This window comes from Methylosinus sp. sav-2 (assembly GCF_004366495.1).
In the GTDB taxonomy this organism is placed as follows: domain Bacteria; phylum Pseudomonadota; class Alphaproteobacteria; order Rhizobiales; family Beijerinckiaceae; genus Methylosinus.
The window spans coordinates 591994-611880 of record NZ_SOEJ01000001.1; the positions used below are offsets into that span (position 1 = coordinate 591994).

Annotated in this window: 12 protein-coding genes; 2 read left to right on the top strand and 10 right to left on the bottom strand. The window is 67.5% G+C overall.

Annotated elements, in window-relative coordinates:
* Positions 1-2: 2 nt before the first annotated feature.
* Positions 3-656 (bottom strand): DUF4384 domain-containing protein, encoded by a 654-nt coding sequence (locus tag EDE12_RS02760; RefSeq protein ID WP_051592600.1) that lies wholly within the window; start codon positions 654-656, stop codon positions 3-5.
* Between the two features lie 13 nt (positions 657-669).
* Positions 670-2262 carry a caspase family protein gene (locus EDE12_RS02765; protein WP_036291277.1) on the bottom strand — a complete coding sequence of 531 codons (1593 nt, stop codon included), beginning with the start codon at positions 2260-2262 and terminating at the stop codon, positions 670-672.
* Positions 2263-2716: 454 nt separating this feature from the next.
* On the opposite strand from EDE12_RS02765, the gene EDE12_RS02770 reads away from it, so the two are divergent.
* Together EDE12_RS02770 and EDE12_RS02775 are read left to right on the top strand one after the other, a co-directional pair.
* Positions 2717-4348 carry an FMN-binding glutamate synthase family protein gene (locus EDE12_RS02770; RefSeq protein WP_026599761.1) on the top strand — a complete coding sequence of 544 codons (1632 nt, stop codon included), beginning with the start codon at positions 2717-2719 and terminating at the stop codon, positions 4346-4348.
* Between the two features lie 75 nt (positions 4349-4423).
* The gene (locus EDE12_RS02775) at positions 4424-5887 is read left to right on the top strand and encodes a class I SAM-dependent methyltransferase (RefSeq protein WP_026599760.1); all 1464 of its coding nucleotides are present in this window, start codon (positions 4424-4426) and stop codon (positions 5885-5887) included.
* Between the two features lie 16 nt (positions 5888-5903).
* Here the strand turns inward: EDE12_RS02775 and EDE12_RS02780 are convergent, their stop codons facing one another.
* The 8 genes from EDE12_RS02780 to tssM all read right to left on the bottom strand — a co-directional run bounded on the left by EDE12_RS02780 (position 5904) and on the right by tssM (position 19880).
* On the bottom strand, positions 5904-8723 hold the full coding sequence (locus tag EDE12_RS02780) for a caspase family protein (RefSeq protein ID WP_166671819.1): 2820 nt from the start codon (positions 8721-8723) through the stop codon (positions 5904-5906).
* Between the two features lie 138 nt (positions 8724-8861).
* Positions 8862-9083, bottom strand: a complete 222-nt coding sequence (locus tag EDE12_RS02785; RefSeq protein ID WP_026599759.1) for a hypothetical protein — start codon at positions 9081-9083, stop codon at positions 8862-8864.
* Positions 9083-10549, bottom strand: coding sequence for a hypothetical protein (locus EDE12_RS02790; protein ID WP_051592598.1), 1467 nt, complete (start codon positions 10547-10549; stop codon positions 9083-9085). The genes EDE12_RS02785 and EDE12_RS02790 overlap by 1 nt, the downstream gene beginning before the upstream one ends.
* Before the next feature lie 7 nt (positions 10550-10556).
* Positions 10557-12290 carry a hypothetical protein gene (locus EDE12_RS02795; protein ID WP_245275824.1) on the bottom strand — a complete coding sequence of 578 codons (1734 nt, stop codon included), beginning with the start codon at positions 12288-12290 and terminating at the stop codon, positions 10557-10559.
* A gap of 668 nt (positions 12291-12958) precedes the next feature.
* Positions 12959-14770, bottom strand: coding sequence for a serine/threonine-protein kinase (locus EDE12_RS02800; protein WP_084768649.1), 1812 nt, complete (start codon positions 14768-14770; stop codon positions 12959-12961).
* A 64-nt stretch (positions 14771-14834) separates the two neighbouring features.
* Positions 14835-15635: a protein phosphatase 2C domain-containing protein gene (locus tag EDE12_RS02805; protein ID WP_024878092.1), complete on the bottom strand. Its 801-nt coding sequence runs from the start codon at positions 15633-15635 to the stop codon at positions 14835-14837.
* The gene (gene tagF / locus EDE12_RS02810) at positions 15632-16318 is read right to left on the bottom strand and encodes a type VI secretion system-associated protein TagF (protein ID WP_024878091.1); all 687 of its coding nucleotides are present in this window, start codon (positions 16316-16318) and stop codon (positions 15632-15634) included. Before tagF ends, EDE12_RS02805 begins: the two co-directional genes overlap by 4 nt.
* 10 nt (positions 16319-16328) lie before the next feature.
* Positions 16329-19880 (bottom strand): type VI secretion system membrane subunit TssM, encoded by a 3552-nt coding sequence (gene tssM, locus EDE12_RS02815; RefSeq protein ID WP_036291273.1) that lies wholly within the window; start codon positions 19878-19880, stop codon positions 16329-16331.
* Positions 19881-19887 lie beyond the last annotated feature (7 nt).

The window sequence follows — 19887 nt, forward strand, 5'->3', positions numbered from 1 at the left end:
GTTCACTTGATTCCATAGAATTTCGTCGCGAAGGACCATTTGGGCGCGCGCGTCGGGTGCTCGCCTTCGGCGGGCAGGATCTGCAGCATCCGCGTCGAATCCTTCACGAAATCCGCGGCCTTGGCCTGCCCGGCAATGGCGGCCGGCACATCCGGCAGATCGACGATCTGCAAGGGCGCGTCGCTCAATATGGCCACCACCATGCCGACGCCCGTCGGCGGCGAGGCGACGAAGCGATAGGCGGCTTTGCCGCCGGCGTCCGGCAGCGTCATCGACTGGCCGGCCTTCAGAAAATTGGCCTTCTCATCGACGCCGGCGGGATCGGCCAAAGTCACCATATTGGGGAAAATCTGCGCCAGCTTTCCCTGCGCATCGACATCGACCAGTATCACATAGCCGGGCTTTTCCGCCGTCACGCGAAAGCTCATCGGCGCGCCGAGCGCGAACTCCTCCTGTGGCAGCACCTCGATCCGCACGCCGACGCCGGCGGCCTTGGCCGGCTCCTTGGGGATCGCCGGCGCTTGCGTCTGCGGCGCCGGCGCGGCCTCCGCGGGCGGATCGTCGATGATGCGCACAGAGCGCGTGGCGTCCTGCGGCTCGGCGAGCGCGACGCTCGAGACGCAGCAGAGAAGCGGGAGACAAAGACGCCGCATCATTCTCTCCTTCTTTTCAACGCGCGGTGAAAATGCCGACTGTGCCGAGCTGCGCCTCGCCGTTCGAAAATTGCGAGACGATCTCGATGACCTTGGCCGGATTGCGCAGCCGATCGAGCTGCCGCAGCGCCTGCTCGAGCTGTGGCATGGGCCGCGTCGAGGCGATGGCGACGATCTGATCGGCGCCGAAGGGCTCGCCCGCGACCACGCTCAGCCGGTAATCGGAAGATTGCACGACGGGCGGGTCCGAGGCGAGCGGATAGAGCAATTGCAGCACGCCGTCCCCGGTGAGGTCGAACAGCAGCAGATTGCGGCCGGCGACTCCGCCTATGGTGATCTCGACGCGCTCGCCCTTGCGCCGCAGCCCCTCGGGCGCGACGCGCATGGGCAGCGGCCCTTTGCCGGCGACGAGCTTCAGCCAGCGCACCGTCGCGGCGCGATCGATCAGTACGTCGAGCTCATGCGCATCGACATTATGGGCCAGCACATCGCCGCCGGCCAGCGCGTCGCGGCTCGCCGCGTCCCAGACGATATCGGGCGCGGCATCGGCGCCGACGAGCACGAAAGGCGCATGCGCGCCGGCGCCGGTTCCGCGCTCCGCAGCGGCGCCGCGCAGAGCGAGGCGGATCGGCTCCTTGGGCCGCGGCGGCAGAGCGGCGGGCTTTGCCGGCGGCAGGCTCTGGCCCGGCCCGATGGCCATGGATTTGGGCGTCAGCGGCGTGATCGTCAGCCCGCCGCCGCCGGAGGAAGCCGCGGCCTCCTCCTCCTCCGCCGGCGATCCGCCCACCGCCTGCACGCCGACGCCGCGCCCGAGCTGCGCGATCACATCCCTCGAGGCGTCGAGCCCTCGCGGCGCGATGACGGCGATGTTCTGACGCTGATCGCTGAGCTGATAGGCGAGCCCCCTGACATAGGCGATGAGCTCCTCCGTCGTGACGGCGCCGTCGCCATTGGCGTCCGCCGCGCCCTCCAGCGCGCGCGCCACGGCGTAGCTCAGCGCGCCGCGCTGGCCGACGCCGGGAATCTCCAGCTCGGGCGCTTTGGACTGCGCATCCGCCGCCATGAGAACGACGGAGCGTGCGAAATCCCGTGGCGCGATCTTCGTCGTGGCGGCGGAAGCGCCTTCACTCAGCGAGCGATAGACGAGCTTCGCCGCGCGTGGATCGACCTCGCGCGCGAGGCCGTCGCCGAAGGAAGCGTCGGCGACGAGAAAGACGCGCGCGCCTTTCTTCTCGAAAGCGTCGATCATCGAATCGAGCTCGGCGCGCGCGATCTTCTCGCCACGGTCGCGCGCATGTCTCGGATCGAATTTCGGCAGCAGCAGAACGGGGCCGTCCTGCTGCGCGCCATAGCCGGCGAAGGTCAGGAAGATGGCGTCGCCCTTTTGCGTGCGCGTCAGCATGGCGTCGAGCGCGCGCATCACCGCGGCGCGCTCCGCTTTGTCGATGAATGTCACAATGTCGCGCGCCCCGCGTCCGCGCAGGCTCGCCTCGAGATCGCGCGCATCGGCCGCGGCGCCGCGCAAGGGCGGCGCATGCGTATAGCGATCAACGCCGATGACAATGGCGCGCGTCTCGGCCGATGCGGCGTTCGCGAAAAGACCGAGCATAGCGCAAGAGATCGCGAGCGCGCCTCGCCGCAGAGCGGACGATAGGGTTTCGCGCCGCCCTCTCCCTCTCCCCGCCTGCGGGGTGAGGGGCTCGGGGCGTTGGCCAAAAACGCAAAACGCCCCGAGCCCCTCATCCTCACCTTCTCCCCGTTCACGGGGAGAAGGAAGGCGGCGAAGGCGGCGCGACGCGATCAGCTGCACAGCGCAGGAAAAATCAGGAAAAGCGATCATGCGCGCGAGGGATCTCGAATGACGCAAAAGGCCCGAACAAGCGAGGCGAGACTATCATTCGCGCCTCCGCGCCGGCAAGCGCGGGAAAAAAGCGCTCGCGAGCGTGATCGTCGCGCGAATGCAGCCGTCTCGTGAGAGCTTTCGGCGCATTCGCCTCGGAAAAGCCGCCGATCCGCCCGCGCGCCGCAGCGGCCGCGTCACATTTGGGAAGGAGATTTCGAACATGCTCCGCTTGCTCTTTCTCCCCCTCACGCCCCGCTTCGTCGCGCTCACTCTCAGCATCGCGGGCTTTCTCGCCTGCGCCATAGCGACGAAGGGCGATCTATCGAGCGCCTTCTTTCCGGCGGCGCTCGCCTGCGCCGCGCTCTGCGCGCTCGGCGCGCATGATCTGCTGCAGCGCGAGCATGCGATTTTGCGCGCCTATCCCATTTCCGCGCATTTGCGTTTTCTGCTCGAGCATGTGCGGCCGGAGCTACGGCAATATTTCTTCGAGGACAATAAGGACGGCCGTCCGTTCAGCCGCGACAAGCGCGCCATCGTCTATCAACGCGCCAAGATGAACATAGACAAAAGGCCTTTCGGCACGGAAATCGACGTCTATGAGGAAGGCTTCGAATGGTTGCGCCATTCGATCGCGGCGCAGCCGGTCTCGCACGCGCATTTTCGCACGCGCATCGGCGCCGCATGCGCGCAGCCTTATGACATCTCGCTCTTGAATATTTCCGCGATGAGCTTCGGCGCCTTGAGCCGCAACGCCATTCGCGCGCTAAATCTCGGCGCGCGCAAGGGCGAGTTCGCGCAGGATACGGGCGAGGGCGGCTTCAGCCCCTATCATCAGGAGGCTGGCGGCGACGTCATTTGGCAGATCGCCTCCGGCTATTTCGGCTGCCGCACGCGCGATGGCGCATTCGACGCAGAGAAATTCGCCGAGATCGCCACGCGAGATCAGATCAAGATGATCGAGGTGAAGCTGAGCCAAGGGGCGAAGCCCGGCCATGGCGGCGTGCTGCCGGCCGCCAAGGTGAGCGAGGAGATCGCGCGTATTCGCGGCGTGCCCATGGGCGAGGATTGCATTTCGCCGGCGGCGCATTCGGCCTTTTCGACGCCGATCGAATTGCTGCAATTTCTGGCGCAGCTGCGCGCGCTCTCCGGCGGCAAGCCGGTCGGCTTCAAGCTCTGCCTCGGCCAGCCATGGGAGTTTCTCGCCATTTGCAAGGCGATGCTGGAGACGGGCCTGCATCCCGATTTCATCGTCGTCGATGGCAAGGAAGGCGGGACCGGCTCGGCGCCGCTGGAATTCATGGATCACATCGGCATGCCGATGCGCGACGGACTCGCCTTCGCGCATCACGCGCTGATCGGCGTCGGCCTGCGGGATGCGATTCGCATCGGCGCCGCTGGCAAGATCGCGACGGGCTTCGACATGGCGCGGGCGCTCGCGCTCGGCGCCGATTGGTGCAATAGCGCGCGCGGATTCATGTTCGCGCTCGGCTGCATTCAATCTCTGTCCTGCCATACCGATCGCTGCCCGACCGGCGTCGCCACGCAGGACGCCTCGCGCGGCCGCGCGCTCGTCGTCTCGGACAAGGCGGAGCGCGTGCGCAATTTTCATCATGCGACGCTCGCAGCTCTCGCCGAGCTTGCCGCCGCCGCCGGGCTCGATCATCCGAGCGATTTCACGCCGGAGCATTTTTGTCGCCGCATCTCCCCGCATGAGGCGGCGACTTTCGCCGAGCTCTATCCGGCGCCGGCGCCGGGCGCGTTTCTCCGTGGAGAGATGGACGCGCGCTTCGCCGCCGCCTGGCGCAGCGCGCGCGCGGATTCGTTTCGGCCGGCGTCGCTCGCTCTCGCCTGATCGTCCCGCAGCCGCGCCTTGCATGACGTGGTGAATTCACCGAGGATCGATCGTCGATATTGCGAGCCCATTCCCATGACGAATGTCTATGACGAGCAGGACTATCCTTACGCTGTCCGCCATTGGACGCATCCCACGCAGCTCGGCGCTCTTTCGCAATTGATGGGGCGGCCCGCGGCGCCCTTTCAGGACTGCCGCGTGCTGGAGATCGGCGCCGGCGATGGCGTCAATCTCGCCAGCATGGCGATCGGCGCGCCGTGCGCGGAATTTATCGGCGTCGATCTCTCCGAGCGCGCCGTCGCCGCGGGGCGTGAGCTGACGGCGGCGGCGGGCGTCTCTAATCTGCGGCTCGTTTGCGCCGATCTGCGTGATTTTACGGCCGAGCCGCAATCCTTCGATTACATCATCGCGCATGGCGTCTACGCCTGGGCGCCGAAGGTCGTTCAGGATGCGGTGATGGCGCTGTGCGGGCGGCTGCTGTCGCAGCGTGGCGTCGCCATGATCAGCTATAATGCGCTGCCGGGATGCCGCTTGCGCCAGGGCCTGCGCGACATGCTTCTCAGCGCCGTCGCGGGAATAGTGGAGCCAGAGCGCAGAATCGCCGCCGCGCGCGCGACGGCGAGCTTCTACGCCGAGCAATGGTCGACGAGCGACAACGCCTTTCGCAAGGCGCTGGCGCTGGAGGCGCGCGATTTTCTCGGCCGGCCGGATGGGCTCATCTTCCACGACGAGCTCGGCGAGATCTATGATCCGCAGCTCTTGTCCACTGTCGTCGCCGCAGCGCGGGCGCATGGGCTCGATTATCTTTGCGACAATGACCCCTCGCTGGTGGGACATGCGCTATGGGAGAGCGAGCTGTGGAGCCAATCCTTGCCGCTCACCGGCGGCGATCAGATCGCCTATGAGCAGGCGCTCGATTTCGTCGAGACGCGGTTTTTTCGTCGCAGCCTGTTCTGCCGCGCCGGCGCGCCGCTGGAACGGCGCTTCGCGCCGGAGCGTCTTTCCGGTCTCTATCTCGAGGCGCCGCTCGAGCCCTTCGTGGACGCCAGCGTCTCCGAGGGCGAATACGCTTTCAAAACGGCCGGAAAGGGTGAGGTCTCGACGCGCGATCAGGCTTTCGGAGCGGCCATGCGCCGGCTCGGCGAGGCCTATCCGCGCGCGCTCGCGATCGACGAGATCGCGGCCGAGCCCGCGGCGCGCTCGGCGCTGCTGCGGCTCTTTGCGGGCAATATGGCGCGCTTGGCGACGGAGCCTTTTCCTGTCGGGCGCAAGCCGGGCGAAAAGCCTTTCGCCAATCCGCTGGCGCGCGTGCAGGCGCGGCTCGGCCTCGGCTCGGTGACGAGCTATCGGCATTCGCAAGTCGCGCTCGAGGGTGATGACACGCGCCGTTTTCTGGCGCTGCTCGACGGAACGCGAACGGTCGACGATCTCACCCGCGCAATGTCTGGCGAGGCGGAGGAGAGCCGCACGCGCGCGCAGGTGGAGGCGGCGCTCGCGACTTTCGCGATGTGGGGCCTGACGCGCGATCCTCACGCCTGAGCGACGAATCTAAAAATCAGAAGCCCGGATTATGCGACCATGAGAGCGGCTTCGGCGTCGCGGCGACGGGGGCGGCGACCACGGCCGGGGCCGCCGGACGCGCTGGGCGGGCGACGACCGGGCGCTCGACGGGGGCGCGCTCGCGCATATGACGCGGGGCGACGACCGGCGCGGCGATCTGATTGCGCTTGCCGGCCCGCGCCGGACGCGCCGGCTCGTCGTCCTCTTCCTCATGACGACGCGCATTGTGCTTGGCCGGCTTGGCGGCCGGAGCCGCCTCCTCGCGGGCGGCGTCCTTGACCGGCGCTTCCACGGGCTTGGCGGCGACGGGCGCGGCCTGATGCGGGCAGACGATCTCGGTCTGGCCCTGCAGCTGCGCGACCAGCTCGTCGGTGAGGCGCGTCGGCGCGGCCTCGCCCTTCTTGCTCGCATAGGCGGCGAGGGCGGATTTGGTCGGCTCGTCAAGCTTGCCATTGGCGGCGGCCGCATAGCAGCCGAGCGTCTTCAGCTGCGTCTGCGCGGCGCGCACGCGCGTCTCGGTCGCGGCGACGGCCTTGTCGAGATCGCCGCGCGCATCGGCGCAGGAGAATTTGCGGCCGCGCAGCGCGCCCAATTTCTGCTGCGCGTCGAAGCTCGTCGCATCGACGTCGGCGACGCTCTTGCGATCGGCGGCGCAGGCGCCTTCCAGCTCGGCGATCTTGCGGCGGGCCTCGGCGCGCGCCGTTTCGCAGCTCATGCCGTCGAGCGCGGCGCGCAGGCCTGAGAGATCGCCGGACTTGCCGTCCAGCGCCTTACGATCCGCGTCGCAGCTCTCCTTGGCGAGGCGCTGCTTTTTCTCGAGCTCGGCAGCGAGCGCCTTGCCGTCCTTGCGCACATCCTCGCAAGTGGTCGCCAGCACGGCGGCGCGCAGAGCGATGAGGTCGTCCGCCTTGGATTGCAGCGTCTTGCGCTCGGCGTCGCAGGTCTGGCGGGCCAGCGTCTCCTGCTCCTCGAGCTTGGCGAGGCGGGCTTTTGCATCGTCGCGCGCGGCGTCGCATCTCATGCCCAGCGAAGCGGCGCGCAGCCGGGCGAGGTCGCCGCCCATTCCGGCGACGCTCTTGCGCTCGGCGTCGCAGCTCTGCCCTTCGATGCGGATCGCCTTGCTCTCCAGCTCGGCGACCAGAAGATTGGCGTCATTGCGCACCGCCTCGCAGCGCATTTTGGCGGCGGCGGATTTCAGCGCGCTTATGTCGCTCACGCCGGCGGCGCCCAGCGCCTTGCGATCGGTATCGCAAATATCGCGCTCGCGGCGCTCCTTCTCCTCGAGGCGGGCGAGCACGAAGCGCGCGCCTTCCAGCGCGGCGGCGCAGCTCATGCGGCCGACGGCGGCGCGCAGGCCGGGAAGATCGCTCGGATCGACCGCGGCGAAAGCCTTGCGCTCGGCGTCGCAGGTCTCGCGCTCGCGGCGCTCCTTCGCCTCCAGCGCCGCGACGAGGGGCCTCGCCTCCTCGATCGCCGCGCGGCAGGCGAGCCGTCCGGCCACCGCGCGCAGGCCCGGAAGATCGTCGCGCGCCACGGAGCGCAGCGACGCGAGATCGGCGTTGCAGATGTCGCGCTCGCGACGCTCCTTCTCCTCGAGAGAAGCGACGCGATCGCCGGCGCGCCGACGCGCGTCGGGGCAGGTCATTCTCGCGGCGGCGGCGCGCAGGCCGGCGAGGTCGTCCTCGCGCAGCGCGCCGAGCGATTTATTGTCGGCCTCGCAGCTCGCCAGCTCGCGACGCTCTTTCTCCTCGGCCTTGGCGACGAGCGTTTCGGCGCCCTTGCGCGCGGCGTCGCAGGAGAAGCGCCCGGCGGCGGCGCGCAGGCGCGAAAGATCAGCGGGGGCGATCGCCTCCAGCTCCTTTTGCTCGGCGTTGCAGCGCTGCACGCTCTCGAAGAGATCGAGCCGCAGCTGCGCGTCGCGGGCGCGGGGCGAGGTCGGATAGAGCGTCAGCACGCTGCGGAAATCGGCGGGGTCCTGCGTCTTGGAGGCCTTCTGCCAGGCGCGCTCGGCCATCTCATCCGGGCTGAGGAAATAAAAGTCGCCATAGATGCGGCTGGAGATTTCCGGCGACTGCTTGCCCTTGGTCGTGCGCGCGACATCGTCGCTGACGAGGTTGAACAGCCGGCGGATCTCCACCTCCGGCGCTTTCAGATTCTTGAGCAACGCCTCGGCGAAGGGGCTGTTGCGGCCGGAGCCGTCCAGCGCCACCTCATGCGGCGCGGCGGCATAGGCGACGAGAATGCCCTTGGCGCCTTTGTTCACTGCGACGCTCATCCGCTCGAGGCCGCGCGGCAGCATTCCGCCGTCGACCGAGCGCGAGGCGGTGACGAGACTGTCGAAGGGATTGTTGCGGCAGGCGTCGAGGATGAGAATATTGACGCCCGCGGATTTCGACAGCGCGAGACGCACGCGGTCCATGTCCAGCGCCTTGAACTCGACATCGGCGACGTCCTTCACGGCGATGTCGGTCGGCAGCAGATAATTCTTGCCCTCGTTCTGCACGCCATGGCCGGCGTAATAGAACAGCGCGACATCGGCGCCGGCGGCCTTGCGCGAGAAATCGGCGAGCGCGCCGTCCAGCTGCTCCTTGCGGGCGTTGACGAGCGAGATGACCTCGAAGCCGAGGTCCCTCGCCAGAGTCTCGGCGACGTCCTTGGCGTCGTTGACCGGATTTTTCAGCCTGGCGATGTGGTCATATTCGGCGTTGCCGAGCACGAGAGCGACGCGGCGCTCTGCGAAAGCGGGAGACGCGACGACGGCCGCGAGAGCGAAGCTCGCGAGGGCAAGGACGAAATTTTTCCAATGCTTCGTCATTTCGCCGATGGCCATTGTCTGATGAATAGACGCGATCCCAATGGCTCACGCTATCATCGCCCTTGTCGTCGTCGCAACCGATATCAGAGGCGGGAAGGCCGGCGATGTGAGATGACGCACATCCCGGCGGCGCGCCGATCATTTTTTTCCGGCGTGATAGGCGGCGGCGTCGATCTCCTCGCCCTGGAGGATCGCCTCGGTGAGCAGCCTATTGTCATGCGGCACCGCCGCCTCATGGGCGGCGCCGTAGAATTTTTGGAAGAAGCCGCCAGTCTTGCTGTCGAAGCGGAACATCACATCCTCGAAAGGATAGTCGACATAGACGTCGCGGTCGCGAAAATCGGCTTTCGATAGTCCCATCACTTTCCTCCCGCGCGCCGAATGGCGTCGTAATAGGCGCGGCTCTCGGCCTCGATCTCCGCGGCCCGCGGATCGCCGGCCGGAAGATCGCGATACGCCTCATAGAGCGCATGCCCGCGTCCGCCCTCGAGATTCGCGGCTTCGGCGATCTCCGCATATTTCTCCTCGCCCAAGATCAGCTTCGCGACCTCGGGCGTCTCCTTGGCGAAGATCATCTGCGGCGTGTTGACTTGAATTTCCGCCATGATCCCGGCTTCCGTCTTCAAGACCGTATTGGCGCCGCTATAACCGAGCGCGTCCGATCCCGCGTCGATTATCTTGCATTTGGCGCCTTTCTCCTTCAGCAGCGCGACGGCGGCGTCGAAATTCTCCTTTTCGACGACGATCGTGTTGCGGGCTATGTCGCGGATGCGGGATGCGTCGCCTTGATAATCCGCGATGATCTTCGCGCGCGCCCGGTCGATGTCCTTGAGCGGCGCCTTCGCCACCGCGCCGCCGGTCTTCTCGGCGATCTCCGCGGCGATGGCGTCTATCTCCTGCTTCGCCGCCGGGGCCTTCTCATAGATTTTCGCGAGCTGCTCCGTCAGTCCGGGCTGCAACAGCTTCTGCTCATTCGGCGGCCCGGCCGGCTTGCTCGGCTTGGGCTCATATCTCTCCGCCTTTGGCGCCCTCTCCTGCGGCGTGTTGCGCAGGCTCGGCTTTTTCTCGGTCCAGCGCCCGGCTTTTTTCGCGGCGCCATGGGTCAGCGCGGCGATCAGAACGGCGATTCCGAGCTTCGTCACGCCTTCCGCGAAAATCGCCGCAGCCTCGTCGAGCTGCGTCACGCTCTGCGCCATGCGGATCAGATCGAGCGCATGGAACAGCGCGTGCAGCCCACCCCAGACCTGCGCGCCGCCGAAATAGAGGCCGGCGGCGAGCAGCACCGCGTCGATCGCCTCGCCCGCGCCGAAAGCATGGGAGATCGCCCAGAGCGCCAGCACCTCGACCGTGGTCGCCAGCGCTTTGGGTTCGATGAGCTCTGCGAAGGCCTGCTTCGTCGTTCCGCTCAAATGGTTCGGAACGAGGCGGAGCGTCGCCGCCAAGCGTTCCTGCAAATTCATTCCCGTGACATTCGCGCCCACGAGATTCGCGCCGCCCGGCGGCGCGGCGGCCGTGGAGACGCCGAGGCCCTTGGCGCGATCCTGGACGACGAAAGCCGCCAGCGCGCCATTGCGGCTCATGCGCGCGACGCGATCGATCAAAGCGTGATCGTCGGCCTCGCGAATGCGCGCGCCCTCCTCCCGCCAAAGCGCGAAGGCGCGGCGCAGCGCATCGGCGCCCTCGGGATCGGCGAGCGCGAGGCGCAGCCGGCGACGCACCTCATATTCGCTGACCAGCGCGCGGCGGTCGCGGCCGGCGAGGCCCGCGAAAGCGGAGCGCGGGCCGAGGATCAGCGTCTCCGAGCCGGTGCGCAGGCGCAGGATCATGCCGCTCTCACCGCGTCCGCGTCTTGACCGCGCCCTTGGCGGGCTTCTCGGCGCCGTTCTGATCCAGCGTCTCGGGTTTTGTCTTGCCCATGGGCGTCGCCGTGGCGACGGCGGCGACCGGCGACGGCGCGCTCATATCATTGGCGAGGCCGCGAAAGCGCACCGGCCGATATCCGCGCGCCAGCAAGGAAGCGAGCGGATAGATGTTGCGGCACACTTTGCCATTGCAGCCGCCGGTCGAGGATTCGATCACCTCGGCGCGGCGGTCCGGCGTGAAGCGCATGAACAGCATCACATGCGAGCCCGGCTTGTTGAGCGCATCGCCCGGCAGCAGGTCCCAAGGATTGCTCAATTCGCGCGAAATGGCCGGAATGGCCATTGTGGTGAAATGCGTCGAGAGCCCCCAGCAGGCGCTGACGAAAGCCGAGCAATCGACGCCGGCGACATCCGGCCGCGGATCGTTGCGGGTGCAGACATTGCCGGCGAGACGGCCGGCGCCGATCGCCGCCGCTATGCGCGGCAGCGCGCCATGGCAGCCCCAGCAATAGGGAATGCCGATGACCTCCTGCCCCAGCTTGCCATGCAGATAGCCCGGCCGGCGGATGCGCGCGAAGCCGCTGCAAGAGCGGTCCGGGTCTGCGCCATAAGAGCCCGCGTTGACGCGCCAGCGCACATTGGCGAATTGCAGCGCGGTCTGCACGACCTGCGTGCGATCGAGCGGACGCATCGCCGCCGTCGCGCCCTTGCGCTTGCCGAAATCGGTCAGCGCGTAAGAGGGAATCGCCGGCGCCGGCGGCGCGAGATCGATGACCTGCCCATTCTTCATCGGGCGGAAGCCGACGCCGAGCAGATCGACCGCGCCTTTGCGCGTCCGCAGGAAATAGACGTCACCCTCCGCCGAGACGGTGACGAAGCGTCGCGACAGGGCGACCTGCTTGTCCAGCGGCAGCTCATACACGCCCTCGAGCGCGCCGTTGGAGGCGTAGCGGGCGACGAAGGTCGAGGGTTGGTCGGTCGCGTCGGTCGGAATATTCTCGCCCAGCACGAAAATGCGGCCGCGCTGATCGACATCCAGCAGCTCCACCGAGCCGATGCGGCTGCGCACCTGCATTTTGAGCTTGGCTAGCGCGGCTCCATCCTTGATCTGCAAGGAGATGGAGACGCCCTTTTTGTCGAGGGCGTTCACATCGGCCACCACCTGCCCGCGTCCATGCGAGGCGATGGTCTGCCGCGAGCGCGCGGGCTTTCCGTCGCCGAGGCTGCGTGTCGCGGCCTCGTCGTCGATCTCCTGCGAGCCGGTCTGCGCGAAGGCGGAGAGCGTCGCCTCGTCCGGCGCGGCGACCGAGCGCGTCACCGCGAGGCTGCGCGTCTGCGCATCTGTCGGCCCGGTCGCCTGCAAGGCGCGCGGGCCTTCGTCCCACACATAAATCGTGTCCTTTGCGACGACGATGTCGGTCGGCCGCAGATCGTTCGGCAATTCGAGCGAGCGCGTCGCCTCGGCGGGCTTATGCGGATCGAAGCGCAAGACGCGGCCATTGACCTGATCGAGCAGATAGATCTCGCCTTCGGCGCCGGAATAGATCGCCTGCGGACCTTCGATCTCCGTATCCGCGCCGGCCTCGACGACGCCGACGGAGGCGACGTCGCCGCCGTGGCGGAAGCTGCGGACGAGCTGATCGTCCGCGAGCGCGCTTCCGTGCAGCAGAGCGAGCGTCGCCAATGCCAGAAGGGGCGAGCTCACCCTCCCCTTAAGGGGGAGGGTCGGACCGCGAAGCGGTCCGGGGTGGGGTGAGACCCCGAGACTGGGGAAGCACCCCCTCCCGAGCGCCTTCGGCGCTCGACCTCCCCCCTCGAGGGCTATCGGATTCGCACATCGCGAAACGCTGCAGCCGTCATGGCCGGGCTTGTCCCGGCCATCCACGCCAAGCAGCTGAGAAATCGTGGGAAAGCGCCCGCTATCAACGGATTCATCCCACGGACGCCCCACCGGAGCTTCGGCGTCACGCCAAGCTTTCAAGACGCCTCGGCGTCCTGGCGTGGATGGCCGGGACAAGCCCGGCCATGACGTCGCGGGGGCGAGGGGGAGGTGGAAACGCCTCTTCGAGGAATGGTCGTCGCACGATTGATCGGCCGGCGCATGTCCCCCTCTCCCCGCGAGCGGGGAGAGGGGTGGGGTGAGGGGCTCAGGGCGTGAGGCCCAGCGGAAAACGCCCCGGCCCCTCATCCTCACCTTCTCCCCGCTTGCGGCGAGAAGGAAGGCGGCGAGGGCCGCGCGAAACGATCGATCGAAAATCCCTATCATCGATCGCGTCATGACTATCCTCCGCCCGGCGCAGCGCCGGAAAATGCGAATTCGAAACTCCGAGGTCGAAAAGTCTCGGGGCTATTTTTCGCCGGCCCCGGCGGCGCTCAGCGTCCCGAGACCAGCGACACATATTTCAGCGCCACCGCCGGCGGCGGCGACGCATTGGCGAGCTCCTCGGCGAGCTTCGCGAACACTTCTTTGGCGGTCGCCGCGCGGGCGGCGCCGGCCAGGGAAATGGGCGTCGCGCCGGCGATCGCCACCAGCAGCACAGGGCCGGGCCTTGTGGCGCGCAGCTCCATCGCGAAGTCGCGCCGTCCGGGCTCCTGTCCGAGCCGAGCGCTGAGATCATTCACCAGTCCGTCGTCGTCGACTATGAGAAAACGCACATGTTCGGCGCGCGTCTCGATCGCGCCCTCGAGCTTGTCGCCGCTGCGCTGCAGTTGCGTGCGCGCGACGTCGAAACGCAGTGGCTCGCGCGTGGCGAGAAATTTCTTGGCGAAGCCGAGCGCGGGACATTGCGGCGCCGTCACCTTGCGGATGCCGATCGCGGCCGGGACGCCCATCGCGTCCTTGAAGGATTTATCGAGCGCGTCGAAGGGCTCGCGGCCGCGGCCATAGCCGTCGATCTGCACCTCGCCGGCGGCGATGTCGCCGACGACCGCGAGGAAGCAATCGCCGCCGTCGAAATCACGCGCATATTCGCGCAGCCGCACGAAAGGATCGGGCCGAGTCTCGACCGGCTTTTGTGGCTCGACGACGGGCGGCGGAGGTTCGGCGGCGGTAACGTCGGTCGTCAGAGGCGTTTCGGCCTGCGTGGTCGCGGCCGGTTCCTCGCGATGAAGATAGCGCCAGCTGCCGAAGCCTGCGGCGGCGAGCGCGATGATCGCGACGAGAGAGCCGATAAGGACGCCGGCGCGCCGCGGCTTCTTCTCCGCGGCGGTCTCAGCAGGCCTCGCCGGCGGTGGAAGCGGCGCGGCGCCGAGCGGAATCGGGATCGGCGGAGGAGCCGAAGATATGGGAGTCGCCCGTGCCCCACGCGGCGCGAAGACGGTGGAGCCGCGCTCGTCTGCGTCCGGGGTCCAGGCGGCGAGCTCGGCCATGCTGCGTGGCCGCGCCTCGGGGTCCGGCTGCAGCATTGCGGCGATGATCGGCCGCATCATCGGATCGATGGCGGAAAGATCGGGAAGGACGCGGCGGCGCTCGATCACCTCCACCTGCGTACCGTCCATCGGCAGCGGCTTGCCGAGGAGGCAGGCCGCGAGCACCAAGCCGAGACTGTAGATATCGGAGGCCGCGCGCACATCGCCGCCGAAGAGGCCGAGCTGCTCCGGCGAGACATATTTGTATTTGCCGGCGAATCCAGAGCCGATCACCGTGCTGTCGCCGACCCGCAGCGAACGGGCGATGCCGAAATCGATGATGCGCGAGCGGGCGATGCCTGTCTCCGGCACGATGATATTATCCGGCGAAACGTCGCGATGGACGAGATTTTGCTCATGCGCGGCCTGCAGGCCGGCGGCGATGCGGCGCATCAGCGCGAGAACCTGCGCCGCCGGCAGCGGACCGCGGTCGAGAATATCGGAGAGCGGCTGGCCCTCGACGAACTCCATGGCGAGATAATGCCGACGGAGCTGCGGCTCCAGCGTGAAGCCGAAATAGCGCACGATCGCTTCGTGATGGATGCGGCGCAGCGCCAGCGCCTCATTGCGGAACATGGCCAGCACGGCCTCGTCGCCGGCGAGCTGATCGCGAATGAGCTTTATGGCGACCGTGTCGCCGGTCTCTATCTCATGGCCGCGATAGACATCGCCCATGCCGCCCGCCTTCAGAAAGGCGTCGATCTCGTAATTGGCGTTGAGCCGCGCGCCCGGCGGCAGGGCGCCGTGGATCGATTGGACATCCGGCGAGTAAGACATGTGATCGCTCTGAAATTCCGGCTCTCGCATGAGCATGAATGATAGGTGGTCCGCGTGAATGTCTTCAACGCGGCCTCGTCGTTTCTCTGGACTCCTCCCGTCCCGGACGCAAGCGGGTCGGCTCCTCCTCCTGCTGCCGATAGGCGGCGACGAGCACGGTGACATTGTCGGTCCCGCCACGCGCCAGCGCCAGATCGATCAGCGCGCGGCAGGCCTCCTCCGGCGCGCGGCCGCTGGCGAGGCCGGCGATCTCCGCCGCCGTCACATGGCCGGTGAGCCCGTCCGAGCAGAGCACGAACATATCGCCCTCGAACAGCTCGCCATTGACGAAATCGAGCGCCAGCGTCTCGCCGGCGCCGACCGCGCGGGTGATGACATTGCGGCGCGGCCAGTTGCGCGCCTCCTCGGGCGTGAGCACGCCATCGGCGAGCAGCTGCTCGGCCTCTGTGTGGTCGATGGTGATCTGAACGATATCGCCGCCGCGCAGAAGATAGGCGCGGCTGTCGCCGGCCCACAGACACGCGTAATAGCGGTCGAAAGTCAGCAGCATGACGACGGTGGAGCCCATCGTGCCGACCCCGCGCAACGCCGCCTGGCGCTGGATATCGCGATGCGCGCCTTGCAATGCCGCCTCGCATTGCCGGCGCAGCTCCGCCGCCGCGCCCTGTGGCGCGACGCGGCTCAGACTGTCGACGACCACAGCGCTCGCCGTCGCGCCAGCGGCGTGGCCGCCCATGCCGTCCGCCACGGCGAAAAGGCCCATATGCGGCTTGGACAGGAAATTATCCTCATTCTCCGCGCGCACCCGGCCCTTGTCGGAGAGCGCGAAGGCGCGCATCGGGCGAAGATCGGCCATGCCGCTCATTGCTCGCTCGCCGCGGGCGTGAAGCGGCCGGTGATCATGGCGGAGAAGATCGCCGGATCGGGCATGCCGGTCGAAGCCAGCGCGTAAGGCTCGAAACCCTCGCCGCCTTGCGTCCACCAGAAGCTCTGATCGGCGACGGTGCGGGCGCGGGCGAGCGCCTCGCGGGCGGAGCGGCAGGCTTCGCCGAAGCCCGCCTCGCCGACGCGAGCCGCGGCCGCCCTCGGCGTGACGAGACGCGCCTGCGGCTGCTCCAGCGCCGGCGCGGGCAGAGTCTCCAGCGATTCCAGCACCGATTCGAAGGCGACGCCCTGCTCCAATGTCGAGAGCAGGAAATCCTCGAGCGTCGCGAACCAGAGGTCCTGCGGATCGGCCTCGGGCGGCGGCAGCGCCTCGCCCGCCTCGGCGAAAAACGCGACGCTGAGCGGGAAATAGCGACCGACGCCATCCACCGACGGCATGAAGGCGCCGAGCGTCGTCACGCCGCCGCAGAGCTGCGGGCCGAGCCAGAAGCGCCAGATGGGCGCGGTGAGATAGGCCGCCTGCCAATCGCCGCCGAGCTGCGCGCGGCTGGAGGCGACGCCGCTTTGAATCCACGGCTCGAAGGCCGAGAGAAAGCCGCGCGCCGCGCCCTGGGACACGAAATCCCGCTTCGCCTGCAGCTTGCCGAACAATCCGCGCCGCATTCCACGTCCCTCACAATTGCGTCGGGCAATGGAATTCGGCGAGCGCCGGCAGAGTGAGCGGCTTCAATGTGGAGCCCGCCTGAAAGCCGAAGCTCAGCGTCTGCTTGCCGAGCGAGAAGGTCGCGTTGAGCCGCTCGCCGGCATAGGAGCGGCCGGCGGCGTCGAGCAGGCGGAACAGCGCCCAGCCGCCGAAGCGCTCGAGCACGATGGGCGCCGCCGCCGGCGCCGAGCCGTCCGCCGCGGCGGTCTGGCTCGGCGCGAGCTCGGTGGCGAGGCTCACGGCCGCGCGGCCGCCGCCGGCGCCGGGCCATTGGATCGCGCGCGGCGTCACCGAGGTTCCGGCGACGGAGGTCGCCTCTTGGCCGTTCACCTCGAATTTCGCCGTGCGGCCCGCGCCGCTCAGCGGCGGCGGAAAGACGGTGAGCGCGAGATTGGGCATGTTGCCGCCCGACGGGAAGAAGGCGTCGCGGATCTGCGCGGCGCGCTGAAACTCGCGCAGGCTCGCCGCCGAGAGCCGTGCGGTCAGCGGATATTCCGGCCGGAAACTCCAGGGCGTCTTCGCCGTGTCGACATATTTGGCGAGCGACTGCTTGAAGAAGCTGTCGAGTATGCCACTCGGCCCGAACAGCCGGCCGAATTCGGCGAGGCCGATCTCGCTGGCCGCGCCCTTGACGAAAGGATAGCGCCCCGGCGTCAGCTGCTGGCAGGAGGTCGCGACCTGCTCGCGAAAGGCGCCGGTCAGCCGGATCAGCTCCGAATCGAGCACGGCGCGATCGAAATCGGAGGCCGCGCCGGTGAGCATGGGGCGGAAGGGTTCGGGCAGCCGATCCGCCGTGCCGCGGAATTTCTTCAGCTGCATGGCGAGCGCCGCATTCGCCTGCGGCGAATTCTCCGGCAGAGTCGCGCCGACGACGAGATTGTCCTTTATGTCGTTCAGCTCGGCGAGCAATTCGTCGATCGGCTTGCGCGGTCCCGAGCCATCCAGCCAAATCTGGAAGGGGACGAAGCGCTTCTCGATCTCCTCGCCCGGCGGACGGTCGCCGCGACCAGGGAAGAGGTCGCTCAAAGCGATCTGCGGCGCGGCGGCGCCTTCCTTGGCCGGCGCTTCCTTGCGCAGCTTGCGCTCCTTGGTGAGAGACGTCTCCTCGACGACAGATTCGAACAGCGCCTTCAATGGCGAGTTGGAGGCGGTCGCGGCGCCGAGCGCGCGATATTGCGGCTTGTCGGCGTTGAGGCGCTTCATCTTCAGCCGGGAGAGCGCGCTGCGCCAGCCGGCGTCGAAATCGCGGCCGTAGAGCGCGAGCAGATCATTGCCGAGCGAACGATATTCGTCGCCGAGCGTCTCCTCCTCCCCCGGGCGCCCGAGCACCCAGCGCTCCTTGCGCACGCGGTCCGAGATGCCCGGCAGCCCGCGCAGAAAGGCGCGCCGGAAACCCTCGTAAGTGTAGAAGCCCGGCACGCGGATCGAGTCGAGATCCTTGCCGCTCGTCTCCTCGAACAATTGATCGAACAGAAGACCGCCGGCGCCCGGCGCGGTCCAATCGGCGATGTCGAGCGTGCGCGCTTCGGACTTCAGCAGCTGATAGGCGCGCTCGGAGAGCTTCAAGCGCGCGAGAGTCTTCTGGCTCTCGTCGATGAGCGTCTGATTGGGATGGACGAGCAGCTCACCATTGTCGAGCTCGAGCATGGCGTCGAGATGCTGCTCCAGCGCCTTGGCGTTGTCGGCGAGCGGACCGCGGAAGAGATTGTCGCGCCAGTCGCGCCGCTCCCATGCGAGGATCGCCTCGCGATCGACGGGCGTGCGCGCATGGCCGAGCATCAGATAGACCTTCAGCGCCTCATAGATGAAGCCCGGATCGTCGCGATGCTCCTCGAGCAACTCCTCGAGGCGGAACAAGAGACGCGGCCGCAACAGACGCTCGAGCGCGAGGCGATAGGAAGCGACGGAAGCCTCGACGAGACGCGGCCGCTGGCCGAAGCCCAATCCTTCGAAGAAGGATTCGGGATCGCCCCGATGGGCGTAGCCGGTCGGCGCGTCGCGCAGCTTCTGCAACAGGCCGAGAATCTTGCCATAGTCGCGATCCTCGACGACCATTTGCCGCGTCAACGGATAGGCGGCGTCCGCCGCATATTCGCGCGCCAAAGTCTGCGCGGTCGCCGTCAATTCGGCATTGGCGGCGTAACTCTTCCACATCGCGAAGCCCGCGCCCGTGCTGATGAGCGCGATGAGCGCGAAGGCGGCCGTCTTCAGGACGAAGCCGCGCCGCACCGCGCGCGGATCGGTCGACACCCAGGCGGCCTCGCCGATAATGACCTTCTCGACGAGATCATAGAGAAAGAAGCTCTTGCCGAAGCCGCGGAAGCCGATGCCGCCGACATCATGCGCGCCGAAATTCTTGACCAGCGCATTGATGAGCTGATCGATCGGTGTGCCCTCCTGCGTGCCGGAGGTGAAATAGAAGCCGCGCAGATTGGCGTTGGAGTGATAGCGCGTCGGCTCGAATATGGCGTTGAGGAAATCATGCACGGGACGCTTGAGCGCCGCCATTTGCGCGGGGAAGCCGTAGAGCGCCACGCGATTGGCGGGATTGGGCTCCTCCTGCAAACGGTCGAGCATGTTCTGATTCAGACGCTCGATCAGCGCATCGAACTCGCGCGGAATATCGGCGACGAGATTGAGCTTCTTGTCCGCCGTCTGGAAGGTCGCGCCGAAGACGCTCTGCAATTTGTCATTGTCGAGATTGGCGAAGAATTCGGTGAAGCCGGCGACGAGATCGGCTTTGGTGAAGACGGCGTAGACGGGAAAATCCACCTTCAATCGTTCGTGCAGCTCTAGCAGGCGGGCGCGAATGGCGCGCGCATGGGCGGCGCGCTCCTCGCGCGAGCAGAGCAGCAGATCTTGAACGCTGATCGCCACCAGCACGCCATTGATGGGCTGGCGTGGGCGCTGCTTTTTCATGAGATCGAGAAAAGCGAACCAGCTGCGCTTGTCGAGCGTCGCATCCGAATCCTGCGTCGTATAGCGGCCCGCCGTGTCGATGAAGACGGCGTCCTCGGCGAACCACCAGTCGCAATAGCGCGTGCCGCCGGCGCCGGCGATCGCCTCCGGCGTCGCGCCGCCGGACAGCGGAAAGCGCAGGCCCGAATTGACCAGCGCCGTCGTCTTGCCGGCGCCGGGCGGGCCGATGATGACATACCAGGGCAGATCATAGAGATAGGTGGAGCCGCCCTTGGCGGATTTCTTCAAAGTGGCGAGCGCGTCCTTCATGCGCTCGCCGAGCACGATGGAATCGTCCTCGTCGGCCTCGGCGTCGGCGACGCCATCGGCCAGTGATTTGGCGTTCTTGCGCCGCCGCCAGAAGGAGAAGCCGGCGACCGCCGCCGCCAGCGCGACGATGACGACGATGACGATCTCGCGGACGATCTCATTCTCGAGCGGACGCCAGCCGCCGAAGGCGATGAACGGCCCGGCGAGATAGACGATGCTCGAGATCGACGCGAGGCCGAGGCCGAGCAGAATGATGCGGACGATGTCGCCCTTGACGCCGGTCTTGTCGGACATTGACGAA

Excerpts from the sequence above, each read along its gene's own strand:
- EDE12_RS02760 (WP_051592600.1), bottom strand. The coding sequence starts at position 656 with ATGATGCGGCGTCTTTGTCTCCCGCTTCTCTGCTGCGTCTCGAGCGTC.
- EDE12_RS02765 (WP_036291277.1), bottom strand. The coding sequence starts at position 2,262 with ATGCTCGGTCTTTTCGCGAACGCCGCATCGGCCGAGACGCGCGCCATT.
- EDE12_RS02770 (WP_026599761.1), top strand. The coding sequence starts at position 2,717 with ATGCTCCGCTTGCTCTTTCTCCCCCTCACGCCCCGCTTCGTCGCGCTC.
- EDE12_RS02775 (WP_026599760.1), top strand. The coding sequence starts at position 4,424 with ATGACGAATGTCTATGACGAGCAGGACTATCCTTACGCTGTCCGCCAT.
- EDE12_RS02780 (WP_166671819.1), bottom strand. The coding sequence starts at position 8,723 with ATGACGAAGCATTGGAAAAATTTCGTCCTTGCCCTCGCGAGCTTCGCT.
- EDE12_RS02785 (WP_026599759.1), bottom strand. The coding sequence starts at position 9,083 with ATGGGACTATCGAAAGCCGATTTTCGCGACCGCGACGTCTATGTCGAC.
- EDE12_RS02790 (WP_051592598.1), bottom strand. The coding sequence starts at position 10,549 with ATGATCCTGCGCCTGCGCACCGGCTCGGAGACGCTGATCCTCGGCCCG.
- EDE12_RS02800 (WP_084768649.1), bottom strand. The coding sequence starts at position 14,770 with ATGTCTTACTCGCCGGATGTCCAATCGATCCACGGCGCCCTGCCGCCG.
- EDE12_RS02805 (WP_024878092.1), bottom strand. The coding sequence starts at position 15,635 with ATGAGCGGCATGGCCGATCTTCGCCCGATGCGCGCCTTCGCGCTCTCC.
- tagF (WP_024878091.1), bottom strand. The coding sequence starts at position 16,318 with ATGCGGCGCGGATTGTTCGGCAAGCTGCAGGCGAAGCGGGATTTCGTG.
- tssM (WP_036291273.1), bottom strand. The coding sequence starts at position 19,880 with ATGTCCGACAAGACCGGCGTCAAGGGCGACATCGTCCGCATCATTCTG.